The sequence below is a fragment of the Nocardia abscessus genome, from assembly GCF_015477775.1.
Classification (GTDB): Bacteria; Actinomycetota; Actinomycetes; order Mycobacteriales; family Mycobacteriaceae; genus Nocardia; species Nocardia abscessus_A.
The window spans coordinates 209,524-225,816 of the sequence record NZ_JADLQO010000014.1 but is presented as its reverse complement, the minus strand read 5'-3'; the positions used below and the strand labels follow the sequence as shown (position 1 = coordinate 225,816).

The window sequence follows — 16,293 nt, the reverse complement described above, 5'->3', positions numbered from 1 at the left end:
ATGTGGGGGATCCTTTCTTGAGTGAGAATTCCGCGTGGCAGCATGGGGGAATGCGCCTTACCGTCCTCGGGTGCTCGGGCAGTGTGTCCGGCCCGGACTCTCCTGCGTCGGGTTACCTGCTGACCGGCCCGGACATGCGGCCGACGGTCATCGATTTCGGCCCGGGAGTGCTCGGCGCGTTGCAGCGCCACGCCGACCCCGGTGAGGTCGACATCTTCCTGACCCATCTGCACGCCGACCACTGCCTCGATCTGCCCGGTTTGCTGGTGTGGCGTCGCTACCACCCCACCCCGCCGGAGGGAAAGGCGATCGTGCGCGGCCCCTCGGACACCTCGCTGCGCATCGGCAACGCCTCCGCCGAGATCGGCGGCGAATGCGACGACTGGTCCGATGTGATCGACATGCGGCCCTGGGCCGAAGGCGAGCCGATCTCGTTCGGGCCGGGCCACACGGTGACCGCGCGCCGCATGTACCACCCGCCGGAGTCCTACGGTCTGCGGATCGTCACCGCGGCCGGACGCACCTTCGTCTACACCGGCGACACCGCACTCTGCCCCCAGGTCCACGAACTCGCCCAAGGCGCCGACATCCTGATGGCGGAGGCGTCCTGGACCCATGACCCGGCGAATCGGCCACCCGGCATTCATCTTTCGGGCACCGAGGCCGGCCAGATCGCCGCCGAGGCCGGCGTGAAGGAATTGCTGCTCACCCACATCCCCCCGTGGACCTCCCGCGAGGACGTGATCGCCGAGGCGAAAGCACAGTTCGCCGGCCCCGTCCACGCCGTGGCCCCCGGCGAGACCTTCGACCTCTGACCGAATCCGCCTCGGATCACCGCCGCGAGAAGAAGGGCGCGCTCCGAACGCGCCAACCGCACCATTCCCGGCCCGGCACCCGTGTCTCCGCATCGATGCCGCGGTGACCGCCGTACCTTCCGCGCACATGGCCGTCACCAGCAGGGCACCATCGCCAGAAACCTGAACCTGAACGCCGATCGCTTTCGGGAACCGACGGCCCTCTGATCCTCGGCAAGCGCTCAGGAGCAAGCCTCATCACTCGACGCAACCAGCACCGGCCCAACCACGTCTTCCGAGCGAAGCGAGACCGAGCATGCACCGTTCGCGAGCCACAAGGGGGCCGCGAACACGCCGCGCCGCAGGCGCGGCCAAACGACCCAGTAGGCTGTGGCCGTGTCGAGACGAGCCGATGGCAGGGCGGACGATGAGCTCCGCGAGGTCCGGATCACCCGTGGATTCACCACGCATCCAGCCGGTTCGGTGCTGGTGGAGTTCGGTCAGACGCGGGTGATGTGCACCGCGAGCGTCACCGAGGGGGTGCCACCGTGGCGGCGTGACTCCGGATTGGGCTGGCTCACCGCCGAATACGCGATGTTGCCCGCCGCGACGCACACCCGCAGCGGGCGTGAGTCGGTGAAGGGCCGGGTCGGCGGACGGACCCAGGAGATCAGCCGCCTGGTCGGCCGCTCGCTGCGCGCCTGCATCGACCTGGCCGCGATCGGCGAGAACACCATCGCGATCGACTGCGATGTGCTGCAGGCCGACGGCGGCACCAGGACGGCCGCCATCACCGGCGCCTACGTCGCGCTGTCGGATGCGGTGACCTACCTCGGTGCGATCGGTGCGCTGGCCGACCCGCAGCCGATCTCGTGCGCGATCGCCGCGGTGAGCGTCGGCGTGGTCGACGGCCGGGTGCGCTTGGATCTACCGTACGAGGAGGATTCGCGCGCCGAGGTCGACATGAACGTGGTCGCGACCGACACCGGAACGCTGGTGGAGATCCAGGGCACCGGCGAGGGCGCCACGTTCCCGCGCTCCACGCTGGACAAGCTGCTCGACGCCGCGCTCGCGGGCTGTGAGCAACTGTTCGTCGTGCAGAAAGAGGCGCTGGCGCTCCCGTATCCCGGCGGGCTTCCGGAGCAGGCCGAAGCGAAGAAGAAGTGATGACTCGCCGTCTACTGGTTGCCAGCCGCAACGCCAAGAAACTGAACGAGCTGCGCCGCATTCTCGACGAGGCGGGTATCGCCGGAGTCGAGATCGTCGGGCTGAACGACGTTCCCCCGTACGACGAGGCGCCCGAGACCGGCGCGACGTTCGAGGAGAACGCGCTGGCCAAGGCCCGCGACGGGGCCGCGGCCACGGGATTGGCCTGTGTCGCCGACGATTCCGGCCTCGAGGTGGACGCGTTGAACGGGATGCCCGGCGTGCTGTCGGCGCGCTGGTCCGGCAAGCACGGCGACGACGCGGCCAACAACGCGCTGCTGCTGGCGCAGCTGTCCGATGTGCCGGAGGAGCGCCGTGGCGGGCGGTTCGTGTCGACCTGCGCGCTGGTGGTGCCAGGCGGCGTGGAGACCGTGGTGCGGGGCGAATGGCCCGGCACGATCGGGCGCAAGCCGGTCGGCGACGGCGGTTTCGGGTACGACCCGCTGTTCACGCCGGAGGGCGGCGAGGTCACCGCGGCTCAGTTGACGCCCGCCGAGAAGGACGCGGTGTCGCATCGCGGACGGGCGTTGGCCCAGTTGACGCCCGCGCTGGCGGCGCTCGCCGAAGGCTGACGCGGGCGGCGATCCGCCGGGTCAGACGCCGAAGTTCTGCTTGACCTGCTTGGCGTTGACGTGTTCGACGAAGAACGACAGCAGCGGGATGGTGCCCGCGAGCAGGGTGCCGACGGTGCGCAGGACCGGCCAGCGGACCTTGACCGCGAGGTCGGCGGTGAACAGCAGGTAGACGAAATACACCCAGCCGTGCACCACGGCGATCCAGCTGGGAGTGTGCACGTCGAAGCCGTACTTGGCGATCATCTCGCCGGTGAGCAGCAGCAGCCAGAGACCGGTGATCCAGGCCAGTGCCCGGTAGCGCAGCAGTGCCGGACCGATTTTGGCGGCGTTGCCTGCTCGGGCCGGGGCGGTGGTGGTCTCGGTGGAATTCTCGCTGGTGGTCAACCGGCGCTCCTCTCGCGGGTGTGCAGGCCTGCCGATCGGACCTGCTCATCGATGTCGTCGGCGTGCAGCGCGGCGAGGTACCGGTTGTACTCGGCGAGCACGGGGTCTTCGCCCCGGACGGCCTTCGGGCGCTCGGGCAGCAGGCCCGGCGGGAGTTCCGTGGGAGCGGCCGGTTTCGCGGCGCGCCCGGCCGGGGCGGAAGTGCGCCGCGTGGCGTCGGCGGAGGCCTCCTCTTCGGCGGCCGCGCGCTCGAGCCGGACGAACCGGAAGTAGGCGAAGACGGCGAACCCCGCGAACAGGGGCCATTGCAGCGCGTACCCGAGGTTCTGGCCGGTGCCGGTGGCGGAGTCGTACCGTTCCCACTGCCACCAGGCCAGTGCCAGGCAGCCCAGCGCGGCGAAGATCACCAGCGCGATGAGGGCCGGGCGATTGTGTGCCGAGCGGCGGGGTGAGGCGGACACGGCTACTACGGTACCCGTTCTACTACGCGGGCCGTAGTGCCAGGTACACCGTGCCGAGCACGCTGTGACCACGATCATCGCGGCATCTCTCGGCCCACTGACCCTAGTAGACCCAGGGGAGGGCTTTGTCGGCCGAAGAATCAGCGTGTGGACGCGCTGCCGGGGCCCGCTCGGGCCGCCCACTGCGGATGACCCGCTGCGATCGAGCGGGCTCCTCGGTCGCCTGGATGAGCGGCCCGTCCCGGACGTCGGTGGTCCCGGTGACCGCACCGGGAGTCCGTTCGGCTCAGAACGAGTAGATGACCCCGGTCTTGCGCTCGGACTCGGCCCACAGCCGCTGCCACAACTCCTTGTTCTGGGAGAGGCGGGTGGACGACGCGGGCTTGACCGGTCCCTGCGTTCCGAACAGCCAGGTCGGCCCCCAGTAGACCTCGGGGTCGGCGTCGGGCATGGTCGCGGCGAACAGCGTCGAGTGCGCGGCTTTGGCGGGTGAGTGTCCGATGAGGCGGATGAACGGCTTCGAGATGTAGTCGAGCGGGGTCTCGGTGTGCGCGAAGAGATCGGTGGCCGAGACACCGGGGTGCACGCCGTAGGAGCGCTTGGCCGAGCCGGATTCCGACAGCCTGCGCTGGAGTTCCCGCGCGAACATCAGATTGCACAGCTTGGCTTGCGCGTACGCGAGATTGCGCTGGTAGCGCCGGTTCTCGTAGTCCAGGTCGTCGATCCAGAGCTTCGGGGTCTGCTTGTGCGCGATGCTGGAGAGCGTGACCACCCGGTCGGTGATCCGGTCCAGCAGCAGGCCGGTGAGCGCGAAGTGTCCGAGGTGGTTGACACCCCATTGGGTTTCGAATCCGTCCTTGGTCCGCGAGAAGGGGAGGTTCATCAGGCCCGCGTTGTTGACCAGGACGTCGAATTCGCCGCTGTCGTCGGCGAATTTGCGCACCGAGGCCAGATCGGCCAGATCGAGTTCGGCCACCCGGACATCGCCGTCGATTCCGCCGGCGACCTCTTTCGCTTTGACCGGGTTGCGGCAGGCCATGATCACGGTCGCGCCCTTGGCGGCCAGGACTTTCGTGGCCACGGCGCCCAGACCGCCGTTCGCGCCGGTGATGACAAAGGTGCGTCCCGTCTGGTCCGGGATCTCAGTAGGTTTCCACGCCATGGCTCAACCTTACTTTGGAGTAAGTTACGGGGGAAGGTGTGAACGGTATACCAGTTCTGATCGTCTCAGACGCAAGGGCTCGTGTCGTGGAACACCGCCGCGACACGAGCTTTCGTGCGCCACGTGCTAGCGGCCGCTGCCGATGGGTTGCTGGAAGGCCGCGGCGAGGACGGCGCCCGCCGTCTCGCCCCACACTTGCCAGGTGGCGGGGTCCAAGGTCATCGAGCCCACATCGGTGACGGTCACGCCCTCGGCGACCGGTATGCCCGCGAAGCGGTCCTTCAACCAGAGCATGGCGCGCGGCGCCCCGATCGGGTCGAGCGTCAGGTGCTCGCTGAAGTGGTCGCGGATGTATTCGACCCGGGCGCCCGGATCCTGGGCGTAGGTGGCGACGAGCTCGTCGACCGGTCCGACGGGGATCAGCCAGTCGGCGTTGGCCTGGTACATCAGCATCGGCATGTCCGGCACGGCCTGGCCCAGTTTCGTCTTGTTCAACACGTCGACGACCGCGGGATCGGTGAACGGATTCTTCGCCAGCATCCCGAGGTTGTTCGCGAACGGGAACAGCGCGGCCTGGTAGCTCGCGCAGAGCTGTTCCTTGCCCGCGATCATGAGCTTGCCGAGGCCGTTCGCGTTCTCGTCGAGGAATTTGCGCAGTTCGGGATACTCGCGGGAGACGCCGAGCGCGCCCGCGAAGATCAGCCCCGCGGACAGATTGCCGTTGGCCATCCGCAACGCGGCCGACAGGTCGGCTGGGATGCCGCCCTCGGCGGTGCCGACCACACGCAGTTCGGGCGCGTAACTTCGCTTCAGCTCGGCGGCCCAGCCGGTGGCGATAGCGCCGCCGGAGTAGCCCATCATCCCGACCCTGGTCGCAGTCCCGGACAATTGCATCGGCGCGAAGTTCTCCGCGGCGCGAATGCCGTCGAGGGTGATGCGCCCCGCCAAAGGTCCTGCGGCGTACGCCGAGTCGGGCCCCTGGTGATCGGGGACCACCACGGCCCAGCCCTGGGCGAGTGCCGCCTGCACCTCGAGGAATTGCGCGGCCACCAGGGTGGAACCGGTCAGGGTCGCCGGGATCGAACCCATTTGGAGCTGATACGACGGCATGCAGTAGTTGCCGGTCGAGTCCTCCGCGATCTGATACGAGAACAGCGGCCGGTCGGCGACGTGACCGCGGGGCTTGATCACCGTGGCCACGGCGGGGATCGGCTCGCCGCGGGAGTTGGTGGAGCGGTAGGACAGCTGCCAGGCGTCCACGTTCACCGGGATGAGCGACAGGTTGGCCAGGTTGACCTGGCGTGCGGCGATGATCCGGCCGGGCGTCAGATCCGTGTACGTCTCCGGGGCCGGGCGATAGAACGCCGGGTCGAAGCCGGGCGGCAGCGGTGGAACCGGGAACGGCAGGGCGGGCTGGATCACCGGATCGTTCGGGGCCGGTTCGGCGGACGCCGGCCCCGCAGGGAGGACGGACAGCCCCACGGCCACCGCGGCGAGGGCGGCGAACAGCTTCGGTGCGTGCCTACGGGAAATGACCACGCGAGAACCTCTTCGTTCTATGAGCCACATATGTGAGCCCCATCGGTTTCAGACTGGCACGAGTATGCGGTGTCATGACCCGGATCACAAGAACGAATCTCGCCGGACCCTCGGCCGGCGAGGTAGTTCGTGGTCGCCGCGATTTCGCTACGGTGAGAGATGTGACGGCGACAGTGGGTAGGCAATACGGCGGGCGTGCCGTCGTGGAGCGGAAAGCCGAGCGGCGTCAGCGGTTCCTCGAGGCGGCCACCCGGATCTTCGCCGAGCGCGGTTACGCGAATTGCTCCCTGGCCGACGTGTGCGCCGCCGCGGGCTTGTCCAAGCGGCAGTTCTACGAGGAGTTCCACGCCAGGGAGGACGTGCTGGTCGCGGCCTATGACCGGATCCAGGACGAGGCCGCGGCCGCCGTGCTGGCCCGCCTCGGGGAGCTCGACCCCCGATTCGACCTGCCCGCCGCGATGACCGCCGTGGTGACGGCCTACCTCGAATCGATCGGCTCCGATCCGTACCGCGCGAAGGTCGCCTTCATCGAAGTGGTCGGTGTGAGCGACCGGATGGAGCAGCACCGTCGCGAACGTCGTCACGCCTGGGCGGCGGTGCTGGAGTCCCGGGTGGTTCCGGTGGTCGCGCCCGGTTCGCGGGTGCGGGGCGCGCCCGGGTGGGGCGCGAGCGCTTTGATCGGCGCGATCAACGGGCTCGCGCACGAGTGGGTGCTCGCCGACCCGCGCCCGACGGCGGCCGAACTCGTCGATCTGCTCGTCCCGATGGCGATGGCGCTGATCGAGCGGCCCGCGGAGAGCTAGCCGCGCACGGCGTAGTCGCCGATCGCCTGCTCCAGCGTGTCGAACGCGGCGCCGATGTACTCGATGAGGGCGGCGGCGATGTCGTCGTCGGATTCGCCGTCCAATGTGCGGCGCAGGGTCTCGTCGAACAGCACACGATGTACGCCGCCGAGCAACGCGGCTGCCACCCGGGGCGTGATATCGGTGTCGGCGGTGCCCGTTTCCGCGGCGAGGGCGGCGGCCAGTGCCTGTTCACGCTCGTCGTGGAACTCCCGCAGCCGGGCCACCAGTGCGGGGCTGTCGGTGATCATGCGGGCGAACTCGGGTCCGGAGAAGCCGACCACCGGATCGTGCCGGGCCACGGCGGCCAGATAGTCCCGCCGTAGGGCCGCGCTCGCGGACTCGCCGCAGGCGCGCTCGCGCACCACGCGAGCGAGCTGTTCGACGAACACTTCGTGCAGGTCGAGCGCGAGATCTTCTTTGCGGGGGAAGTAGTTGGTGACTGTCATCTTGGCGACCTGCGCCGCGGTGGCGACGTCGGCGATGGTCACCTTGTCGAAGCCGTGCTCGAGGAACAGCAAGGTCGCGTGGTGGGAGATGTTGTCCCTGGTCTGTTGCTTTTTTCTGGCACGAAGCCCGAGGTCCGACGTGGTCATGCGGCCACTATATCTGAAGTCGACCTAAAAATTGTCTTGACATATTTTTATGCTCGTTCTAAGTTTGTGCTCGTCATCGAACGAAGGGACGCCACCATGCACCACGGACTTGTCGAAGCGACCTCGGCTCACCTCAGCTCCAGCGCCGACCGAAAGGGATCAGCCGTCATGGCCGACAAGACCACCGCGCCCACCGTCGTCGAAACCGCGGTTCGCCTGCTGCTCGCCGAAGCGCACGGCGCAACCGGAGCTCCCCGCATCGCCGGTGCCGAACGCACCGCGCCGCCCGCGCGCTCTTACCCGGGCTCGCGGCGCCGCGACCGAAAGGGTGTCGAACCGATCCGGGGCACCAGCGGTTATCGCGCCAAGCCGCAGCGTCCGCTGCGTATTCCGGGGCGTGGCTGACCGCTCGCCGCCCCATCCCACCGTTCGGCGGCGTGTTCCCGCACGCCGCCGGACGGTTCGCTCCGCCAGGAAGGACGTTCCGTGACCAAGTTGTGCACCCGCCCCCTCCGCTTCACCGGCACTGTCAGCGACGACCCGATCAAGGACTATCTGCGGCTCATCGGCCGGACCCCGCTGCTCACCGCCGCGCAGGAGGTCGAACTCGGCGAGCGGATCGAGGTGGGCGAGCAAGCCGCGCTCCGCCTCGGCGATGCCGCCGCGGCCGCCGAACTCGACGTGCGGGAGCGCCGGGAACTGCGCCGCCGGATCGCGGACGGCGCGCGTGCCAGGGACCGTATGGTCGAGGCCAACTTGCGCCTGGTCGTCTCGATCGCCAAGCGGTATCCCACGCCGACCGGCATCTCGCTACTGGACCTGGTCCAGGAAGGCACGCTGGGCATGATGCGCGCGGTGGAGAAGTTCGATCACCGGCGCGGGTTGAAGTTCTCGACCTACGCGACCTGGTGGATCAAGCAGTCGATCGGTCGAGCGCTGGCCGATCAGAGCCGCACCATCCGCATTCCGGTGCACGTCGTCGAGGTGCTCAACCGACTGAACCGTGCGCAGCGGGCGCTAGCGCAGCAACTGGGTCGCGCGGCCACGGTCGCGGAACTCGCCGCGGAGCTGGAACTGTCCGCGGGAAAGGTGCGCGAACTGCTCGATCTCGCTCGCGACCCGCTGTCGCTGCACACCCCGGTCGGCGACGATGCCACCGAGTTCGGCGCCCTCATCGCCGATACCGGGCCGGACCCGTCCGAGTCGGTGGCCGCGTCGGCGCTGCGCGATCAGCTGGACCGGGCGCTCGGCGCGTTGACCGAACGGGAGGCGGCGGTCATCGCGTTGCGCTTCGGGTTGGGCGGCGCGGAGCCGAAGACGCTCGACGAGGTCGGCAAGACCTACGGGGTGTCCCGCGAGCGGGCTCGGCAGATCGAGGCCAAAGGCATGGCGAAACTGCGGCAGCCCGCGCGGGCCAAGGCGCTGGAGGGCTTGCTCGGCTGATTCGCTGTCGTGTCGCTGGATGTCCATCGCGGCGGCAAAGTCCCATACTGGGCTGATGGCCGGTTCGGTTGCTGTCGCCGCTGACCCAGTGGCCCCGATGGGCAGGGCCAAGACCAACATCGTGTTCGGCACGATCGTGCTCGGCATGTTGATGGCGGCGCTGGACCAGACCATCGTCTCCACCGCGCTGCCCACCATCGTCGCCGACCTCGGCGGTGCGGGGCACATGGCCTGGGTGGTCACGTCGTACCTGCTGGCCGAGGCGGTGGCGACGGCGCTGGCGGGCAAGCTGGGCGACCTGTTCGGCCGCAAGCTGGTGTTCCAGGTCAGCGCGGCGATCTTCATCTTCGGCTCGATGGTCGCCGGTCTGGCCAACGGCATGCTGCTGCTGGTGCTCGCCCGTGGCGTCCAGGGCTTCGGTGCCGGTGGGCTGATGGTCACCTCGATGGCGCTGATCGCGGACATCATCCCGCTGCGCCGGCGTGGCAAGTACCAGGGCGCGCTGGGCGCGGTGTTCGGTGTGACCACGGTGATCGGCCCGACGCTGGGCGGCCTGTTCACCGATCACGCCAGCTGGCGCTGGTGCTTCTACGTCAACGTGCCGGTCGCAGTGGTCATGATCGCCTTGGCGGCGCGCACCATCCCACGGGTGCGGGCCGTGGCCAAGCCGATCATCGACTACGCGGGCATCGGTCTGGTGGCGCTGGGCGTCTCCTGCCTGATCCTCGGATTGGAATGGGGCGGACAGCAATACGCATGGGCCTCGCCGATGATCGTCGGATTGTTCGCCGCGGCGGTGATCCTGCTGGCCGCGTTCGTCGCGGTGGAGTTGCGGGCCGCGGAACCGATGCTGCCGATGGGGTTGTTCCGCAGCCGGGTCTTCACGGTCTGCTCCCTGCTCAGCTTCATCGTCGGCTTCGCGATGCTCGGTTCGATGACCTACCTGCCCGCCTACCTCCAGTACGTCGACGGGGTTTCGGCCACCATGTCCGGCGTGCGCACCCTGCCGCTGGTGGTCGGCCTGTTCGCCACCTCGATCCTGTCCGGACAGGTGGTCGGCAAGACCGGGCGCTACCGGTACTTCCCGATCGCGGGCACGCTGGTCATGGCGCTGGGCCTGTACTCGATGTCGACCATGGGCCGGACCACCGCCACGTGGCTGGAGTCGCTGTACATGCTGATCCTGGGCCTCGGCATCGGCCTGGCCATGCAGGTGCTCACCATTGTCGTGCAGAACACCGTGCCCTACGCCCAGCTGGGCACCGCGACCTCCGGCGTCACGTTCTTCCGCACCCTCGGAAGCGCCTTCGGCACGGCCGTTTTCGGCACGCTGTACAGCAACGAACTCGAGCCGAACCTCGCCGCTGCCCTGGCCCGCGTGCGGGTGGTGCCGCCGGACGTGGCGGCCGACCCGCAAGCTTTGCGCGCACTGCCCGCCGAACAGTCGGCCCCCATCATCGACGCGTACGCCGACTCCATCGATCACGTGTTCTTCTGGGTCGTGCCGGTGGCGCTCGCCGGATTCGTGATCGCGTGGTTGCTGCCCGAGGTGCCGCTGCGCGACAGCGCGCGAGCGGGCGCGGGCGACGTGGGCGAAGGGTTCTCGGTGCCCGACTCTCCCGACCGGCTGGTGCAGCTGGAGCGCGCGATCGCGGGCACCATGCACAAGGCCGGGGCCGAGGACCCGATCGGACCGCGCATCCTCGCCGACGCGGACAGCGATCTCACGCGAGGCGAGGCATGGGCTCTCGGGCAGGTGTATCTGCGCGAGCGGGTCACAGGCGACGCCACGCTCGCCGCGATTGCGCGGGCGCACCGTTTGCCCGAGGAGGTGATCGAGCCGATCTACGACCAGGTCGGCGCGGAGGGGTATCTGACGCGGGACGAGAACCGGTTGCGGCTCACCGACTCCGGTGCCGCCGAGATGGATCGGATCAAAGCGGCTTGGCGGCGCTGGCTCGACCGCAGACTCGACGACTGGAACGAAGCCGATCCCGTCGACCGCGCGCTACTGGACCGGGCGCTGACGAACATCGCCACGAAGTTGCTGGAAGACGAAGCGCGCGGGCAGGAAACAGTGCGGGTCTGACTACTTGCGTCCGAATACTCGTGCACGTATATTCGTAGACGAGTAAGGAGGCGCCGCGATGAAGAAACGCAAGGTCGACAACCTGCTCGCGCTCGCGGTGCTGTCCGTGATCGTCGAGCGCCCGATGCACCGGTACGAGATCGCGCAGACGTTGCGCGACCGGGGCAAAGACCACGACATGGCGATCAAGTGGGGTTCGCTCTACACGGTCGTGCAGAACATGGCCAAGGTCGGCTTCCTCGAGGTCGTCGGCAGCGAACGGGAGGGCGCCCGGCCCGAACGGGTGATCTACCGGATCACCGACGCGGGCCGCGCCGAGATGGCCGATTGGACCAGGGAGCTGCTGTCGACGCCGGAACCGGAACCGCACCGGTTCGTCGCGGGTCTGTCCATGCTCGCGGTGCTTCCGCCCGCCGAGGTGGTCGAACTGCTCGGCGCCCGGCTCGAAGCGCTGGAGCGGACCATCGAGACCGTGCGGCGTGAACTGGGCGAACTGGCGGGCACGCTGCCGCGACTGTTCATCATCGAATCCGAGTTCGGGCTGGCCATGCTGGAAGCCGAAGCGGCGTGGACGCGTTCGCTGCGCGACGAGCTGACCGAGGGCGCCTTCCCGGGGCTGGCGCACTGGCGGGAATGGCACGAGCGCGGGATGCGTCAATCCGAGGTCGCCGAGCTGGTGGAGAGGGGGATGGCCGAGAACTAGCCGAGACCGGACCCGGCGAGGTGCGGCAACACCGCCGCCGGGCCCGATCGAACAGTCTCGAACCGCGCCCGCGAACGCGCACCCGGCTACAAGGCTGGCAACCACAGGATAACCGGGTGGGTGGCGCGTGGGTCGGTTCGGGGAACCGAAAACCCGAATCGCACGAATCCTGGAGACACCTATGTCCACAACACGTACCGCCCTGGTGATCGGTGGCGGCATCGCCGGCCCTGTCGTCGCGACGGCCCTGCGCAAAGCGGGCATCGAAGCCCGCGTCTACGAGGCCTATCCCGGCCCGTCCTATGGCATCGGCAGCGGGCTCGCCCTGGCGCCCAACGGCATCGCCGCCCTCGACATCATCGGGGCGGGCGATCCCGTCCGCGCGATCGCGCAGCCGGTGACGAAGATGAACATGGGCGTCGGAGACAAGGTGCTGGCGCTGCCCGGCCTCTCCGACGTGCCGCCGCTGCAACTGGTCGATCGCAGCGAACTGCACCGAGTGCTGCACCGGCACGCGATCGCCGCGGGGGTTCCGTTCGAGTACGACAAGCGCCTGGTCGACGTGCACGAGGACGCCTCGGGCGTCACCGCCCGCTTCGCCGACGGCAGCACGGCCACCGCCGACGTGCTGGTCGGCGCGGACGGCATCCGCTCGGCCGTGCGCACGCTGATCGACCCGAACGCGCCGGGGCCCGATTACACCGGCATGCTCGGCTTCGGCGCGATCACCGAGTGCGACGCCGACATCGCGCCCGACACCATGACTTTCGCGTTCGGCAAGCGGGCGTACTACCTGTACTGGCCGGTGGGGGACGGACGGGTGGCGTGGGGAGCGAACCTGCCGCACAAGCAGTATCTGTCGCTCACCGCGGCGCGGGCCGTGCCGAACGCGCGCTGGCTGGAGATTCTGCGCGAGACCTACCGCGACGACACCCCGGGCGGCGAACTCGCGCGTCGCACCACCGAGGAGCAGTTGGAGGTGGTCGGCGCGCTGCACATCATGCCGCCGGTGCCGCACTGGCATCGCGGGCGGATGGTGCTGGTCGGGGATGCGGTGCACGCCCCGTCCAACAGCTCCGGCCAGGGGGCGTCGCTGGCGATCGAGAGCGCCGTGCAGCTGGCCCGCTGCCTGCGTGACCTGCCCGCCGCGGGGGCGTTCGCCGTCTACGAGCGCTTGCGCCGCGCCCGGGTGGAGGGCGTCGCGGCTCGCGCGGCGAAGATCAACCACAGCAAGACGCCGGGGCCGGTGGGGCGCAAGATGATGCAGCTGCTCATGCCGCTGATGGCCAAGACGGTGATGAAACCGGAGAAGTCCATGGGTCCCGAGCAGCGCTACCGGATCGACTGGGACGCGCCCGCCGACCGCGAACTCGCGGCGGTCTGAGTCCTGCTGAGCGATCCCGCCGGTCCGGCCGACCGGCGGGATCGCTCGTTCTCCGCGTGGCCGCCGACCGGAGCCCTATCGGCGGAGAAATAGACTGACGCGGTGAACGATAGGGATTCCGATGGGAATGTCGATCTGAATCAGTTGCGCACGTTCCTGGCCGTGCACCGGGCCGGTTCGATCACGGCCGGAGCGCGGCTGGTCGGGCTGTCCCAGCCGACGGTGACCGGCCAATTGCAGGCCCTGGAGAAGCGGCTCGGCGCCAGACTTTTCGAGCGACTGCCGCGCGGCGTGACACCCACCGCGGCGGCGACGGAGCTTGCGGCACGCATCGCCGCGCCGCTGGACGCGTTGGACACCGTAGCGGATCCGGCCCGCCGCGCCGAGCCCGTGCCGCAGCCCGCGGTGCGGCTGGCCGGGCCCGCCGAGTTCCTCGCGCTGCTCGCCCTTCCGGCGCTGGCGCCGCTGGTCGCCCGGGGTGTGCGGCTGGCGGTCGGAGCCGGGCTGTCCGACGACCTGCTCGGCGGACTGCGCGTGGGGCATTTCGACCTGGTGGTCTCGACGGTCCGGCCCCGAGGCCGGACGGTGGTCGCCGAACCGCTGTTCGACGAGGAATTCGTGCTCGTCGCCGCGCCGCCGGTCGCCGCACGGATCGACGGCGGGCTGTTGCGGGCCAAGGGCCCGGTCGCGCTGTCCGGTGTCCCGCTGGTGAGCTACGCCCCGGATCTGCCGATCCTGCGCCGGTATTGGCGGCACGTCTTCGGCGTCCGGCTCGCCGCCGAGGCCGCGGTGGTGGTCGCCGACCTGCGCGCGGTCGCCGCGACGGTGGCCGCCGGAGCGGGAATCAGTGTGCTGCCGCGCTATCTCTGTGCCGCCGCGCTGGATTCGGGAGCGCTGGTCGCGCTGCTGGAACCGGATGACCCGCCGATCAACACGGCCTTCCTGGTGCGCCGTCCCGGTCCGGTGGCCCGCCCGCACGTCGAGCTGGTTCGTCAGCGGCTGAGCACGGCGGCGGCGCGGTGGTGAGCGCTGTCCCGCTCAGCGGCGTGCGGCGCGGTCGCGCAGGATCCGCGTGGTCTGCTCGTCGCCGGGCAGGAACGCCTCCAGTTGCAACTCGGCGAGTGTGACGTCGACGGCGGTGGCGAACGAGGTGAGCGTGGTGATCAGGCGCAACTCGCCTTCGTCGCAACGCAGCCGCAGGGGCACCGCGAAACCGAGATGGTCCGGCCCCGGTTCGGTTTGCGGCAGATAGGTTTCCAGCTCGTCGATCAGTTCGTCGAGGGCGGGATCGGGGCTGCGGGTCACCCGATTGCGCAGCGCCTCGGTGACGTGCCTGCCCCATTCCGGCAGGTTGAGAACGCGGGCGGCCAAGCCGTCGGGGTGCAGTGCGAGCCGGAGTACGTTGACCGGAGGTTCCAGCAGCCAGGGGGCGGCGCCCTCGGTGAGCACGTCGAAGGCGGCGTTGGCGGCGAGCAGAATGCCGTAGGGCCGCACGACCAGCGCCGGGTAGGGCAGATGACCGTCCAGAATGGCCCGCAGAGCCTCCAGCACCGGCGCCAGTTCCACGGTGTCGAGCTTTGATTCGGGAAAGACCGGCGCGTATCCCGCGGCGAGCAACAATCCGTTGCGTTCCCGTAGCGAGAGGTCCAGTGATTCGGCCAGTCGAACCACCATGGTGCGGCCGGGGCGCGAGCGGCCCTGCTCCAGGAAACTGAGATGTCGCTGTGTGGTGTCCGCGCGGATCGCGAGGTCGAGCTGGCTGACCCGGCGCAGTGTCCGCCAATGCTTGAGCTGCCGGGCGAACCCGGTGGACTGAGTCGCCGTCGTCATAGCAGCAGTATCGGGCGAGTCGGTGACCGCTCGCCATACCCTGCGGGGAATCGCACACATGCCGGACGACGGCAAAACTCTGCCGTATGAGCAAACAACTCGATGAGCAGGAACTGTCGCGATTCGCCGAGCGGTACATCGCGCTGTGGAACGAGCCCGACGCCGAAGCCAGGCACGAGCAGATCAGGCGTCTGTGGTCCGAGGACGGCGCCCAGGTGCTGGTGGATCCGCCGCAGGCGATGCGGGAAGCATTGGCCCAGTTGTCCTTCCCGATACCGACCGTGGAGATCCGCGGTTACGAAGCGCTGGACCGTCGCGTCGATCGCGCATACGACGAGTTCGTCGCCCCTGGCGAGCACGTGTTCGTCGGGAAGGGGCCCGCAGTGCGGTTGTCGGTGAACCTGATCGGCCTGACCTGGCACATGGTGGCCAAGGCGGACGGCGCCGTCGTCGGCGGTGGGTACGACGTCATCGCGCTCGACGACGAGGGCCGGATCCGGTGGGACCACCAGTACATCGGCGTCGCGTGAGGAATGCTCAGGGGCAGGCGGTGAGGATGCGCACCATGGCATCCTTCTCGGCCGGGGTCACCCAGAGCTGGTAGGCCGCCTTCACCTGGATCTGCCTGGTCACGTAGGCGCAGTGATAGCCCTTGACCGGCGGCAGCCATTCGGCCGCGTCGGAGTCGCTCTTGGACTGGTTGGTGGGACCGTCCACGGCCTGCAGGTTCAGTGGGTCGTTGGCCAGGTCACGGCGGCGTTCGGCGGAAAGCTGCTGTGCGCCTTTCTGCCAGGCGTCCGAGAGCGCGATGACGTGATCGATCTGCACGTCGTCGGAGGACTTCGTGCCGCGTTTGAAGTTGATGGTCTTGCCGGTGTACGGGTCGGCGAGGGTTCCGGTGGCGACGATGCACTTGCCCGACTTGAAGGTCACGTCGGTCAGGTCGCGCTGCAGGATGTCGTTGCGGGTGTCGCAGCCGTTGCCGCCGCCGGGCACCGAGACGTTGTCCGACCACGGAGGCCCGAATTCGTCTCGGCTGTAGCCGGTTTTGGGTGCGCGATCCGCGACGCGCAAGGAGTTCATGAGGGCGATGGCGTCGCGTCCGGGAATCGAGGCGGGCGCGTCGGCGCAGGCCCGGCCGTCGGAACCGCACTGCGCCGCCGTCGACTCACTGGGCCGAATGGAGGAACAGGCGACGAGTCCGATGGAAGTCGCGACCATGACACCGATCAGAGCCAGCCGCTGCGCTGTGGACTTCATCGAACTTCCTAACGCCGAATCCACT

The 16,293-nt window shown here is 69.0% G+C and carries 18 protein-coding genes; 11 read left to right on the top strand and 7 right to left on the bottom strand.

The features are described from left to right. The first annotated feature begins 50 nt into the window (after positions 1–50). The 3 genes from IU450_RS29825 (at position 51) to rdgB (ending at position 2,572) form a co-directional block, all read left to right on the top strand. The gene (locus IU450_RS29825; protein ID WP_195153058.1) at positions 51–815 is read left to right on the top strand and encodes a cyclic nucleotide-degrading phosphodiesterase; all 765 of its coding nucleotides are present in this window, start codon (positions 51–53) and stop codon (positions 813–815) included. A gap of 375 nt (positions 816–1,190) precedes the next feature. After that, the gene (rph, locus tag IU450_RS29820; protein ID WP_195153057.1) at positions 1,191–1,961 is read left to right on the top strand and encodes a ribonuclease PH; all 771 of its coding nucleotides are present in this window, start codon (positions 1,191–1,193) and stop codon (positions 1,959–1,961) included. Next, positions 1,961–2,572, top strand: a complete 612-nt coding sequence (gene rdgB, locus IU450_RS29815; RefSeq protein ID WP_195153056.1) for an RdgB/HAM1 family non-canonical purine NTP pyrophosphatase — start codon at positions 1,961–1,963, stop codon at positions 2,570–2,572. Before rph ends, rdgB begins: the two co-directional genes overlap by 1 nt. A gap of 21 nt (positions 2,573–2,593) precedes the next feature. On the opposite strand, the gene IU450_RS29810 is transcribed toward rdgB, so the two are convergent. The 4 genes from IU450_RS29810 to IU450_RS29795 all read right to left on the bottom strand — a co-directional run bounded on the left by IU450_RS29810 (position 2,594) and on the right by IU450_RS29795 (position 6,151). Beyond that, positions 2,594–2,959 carry a DUF3817 domain-containing protein gene (locus IU450_RS29810; RefSeq protein ID WP_195153055.1) on the bottom strand — a complete coding sequence of 122 codons (366 nt, stop codon included), beginning with the start codon at positions 2,957–2,959 and terminating at the stop codon, positions 2,594–2,596. Next, on the bottom strand, positions 2,956–3,420 hold the full coding sequence (locus tag IU450_RS29805) for a transcriptional regulator (protein WP_195153054.1): 465 nt from the start codon (positions 3,418–3,420) through the stop codon (positions 2,956–2,958). Before IU450_RS29805 ends, IU450_RS29810 begins: the two co-directional genes overlap by 4 nt. 286 nt (positions 3,421–3,706) lie before the next feature. Next, positions 3,707–4,582, bottom strand: coding sequence for an oxidoreductase (locus tag IU450_RS29800; protein ID WP_195153053.1), 876 nt, complete (start codon positions 4,580–4,582; stop codon positions 3,707–3,709). Between the two features lie 126 nt (positions 4,583–4,708). Then, positions 4,709–6,151 carry a lipase family protein gene (locus IU450_RS29795; protein WP_416382916.1) on the bottom strand — a complete coding sequence of 481 codons (1,443 nt, stop codon included), beginning with the start codon at positions 6,149–6,151 and terminating at the stop codon, positions 4,709–4,711. Positions 6,152–6,282: 131 nt separating this feature from the next. On the opposite strand from IU450_RS29795, the gene IU450_RS29790 reads away from it, so the two are divergent. Next, entirely contained in the window at positions 6,283–6,924 is a 642-nt protein-coding gene (locus IU450_RS29790) for a TetR/AcrR family transcriptional regulator (protein WP_324197874.1), read from the top strand. Here IU450_RS29790 and IU450_RS29785 read toward each other — a convergent pair. Then, positions 6,921–7,559 carry a TetR/AcrR family transcriptional regulator gene (locus IU450_RS29785; RefSeq protein ID WP_195153051.1) on the bottom strand — a complete coding sequence of 213 codons (639 nt, stop codon included), beginning with the start codon at positions 7,557–7,559 and terminating at the stop codon, positions 6,921–6,923. The two genes, IU450_RS29790 and IU450_RS29785, sit on opposite strands and share 4 nt — an antisense overlap. A 168-nt stretch (positions 7,560–7,727) precedes the next feature. Here IU450_RS29785 and IU450_RS29780 point away from each other — a divergent pair, with 168 nt between their 5' ends. From IU450_RS29780 to IU450_RS29755, 6 genes are all read left to right on the top strand, one after another. After that, a complete protein-coding gene (locus IU450_RS29780; RefSeq protein WP_195153050.1) occupies positions 7,728–7,964 on the top strand; it encodes a hypothetical protein in 237 nt (78 codons plus the stop codon). 81 nt (positions 7,965–8,045) lie between these two features. Then, on the top strand, positions 8,046–9,002 hold the full coding sequence (locus tag IU450_RS29775) for a sigma-70 family RNA polymerase sigma factor (RefSeq protein WP_195153049.1): 957 nt from the start codon (positions 8,046–8,048) through the stop codon (positions 9,000–9,002). A gap of 55 nt (positions 9,003–9,057) precedes the next feature. Next, a complete protein-coding gene (locus IU450_RS29770; RefSeq protein WP_324197873.1) occupies positions 9,058–11,091 on the top strand; it encodes an MDR family MFS transporter in 2,034 nt (677 codons plus the stop codon). A 58-nt stretch (positions 11,092–11,149) separates the two neighbouring features. Then, a complete protein-coding gene (locus tag IU450_RS29765; protein ID WP_195153048.1) occupies positions 11,150–11,794 on the top strand; it encodes a PadR family transcriptional regulator in 645 nt (214 codons plus the stop codon). 181 nt (positions 11,795–11,975) lie between these two features. Then, the gene (locus IU450_RS29760) at positions 11,976–13,178 is read left to right on the top strand and encodes an FAD-dependent oxidoreductase (RefSeq protein WP_195153047.1); all 1,203 of its coding nucleotides are present in this window, start codon (positions 11,976–11,978) and stop codon (positions 13,176–13,178) included. A gap of 102 nt (positions 13,179–13,280) precedes the next feature. After that, a complete protein-coding gene (locus IU450_RS29755; RefSeq protein WP_195153046.1) occupies positions 13,281–14,204 on the top strand; it encodes a LysR family transcriptional regulator in 924 nt (307 codons plus the stop codon). A 12-nt stretch (positions 14,205–14,216) separates the two neighbouring features. Here the strand turns inward: IU450_RS29755 and IU450_RS29750 are convergent, their stop codons facing one another. Then, positions 14,217–15,008 carry a helix-turn-helix domain-containing protein gene (locus tag IU450_RS29750; protein WP_195153045.1) on the bottom strand — a complete coding sequence of 264 codons (792 nt, stop codon included), beginning with the start codon at positions 15,006–15,008 and terminating at the stop codon, positions 14,217–14,219. Positions 15,009–15,094: 86 nt separating this feature from the next. Here IU450_RS29750 and IU450_RS29745 point away from each other — a divergent pair, with 86 nt between their 5' ends. After that, positions 15,095–15,538 (top strand): hypothetical protein, encoded by a 444-nt coding sequence (locus tag IU450_RS29745; RefSeq protein ID WP_195153044.1) that lies wholly within the window; start codon positions 15,095–15,097, stop codon positions 15,536–15,538. 7 nt (positions 15,539–15,545) lie between these two features. Here IU450_RS29745 and IU450_RS29740 read toward each other — a convergent pair whose 3' ends face one another. After that, on the bottom strand, positions 15,546–16,268 hold the full coding sequence (locus tag IU450_RS29740; RefSeq protein WP_195153043.1) for an HNH endonuclease family protein: 723 nt from the start codon (positions 16,266–16,268) through the stop codon (positions 15,546–15,548). Between the last annotated feature and the right edge of the window lie 25 nt (positions 16,269–16,293).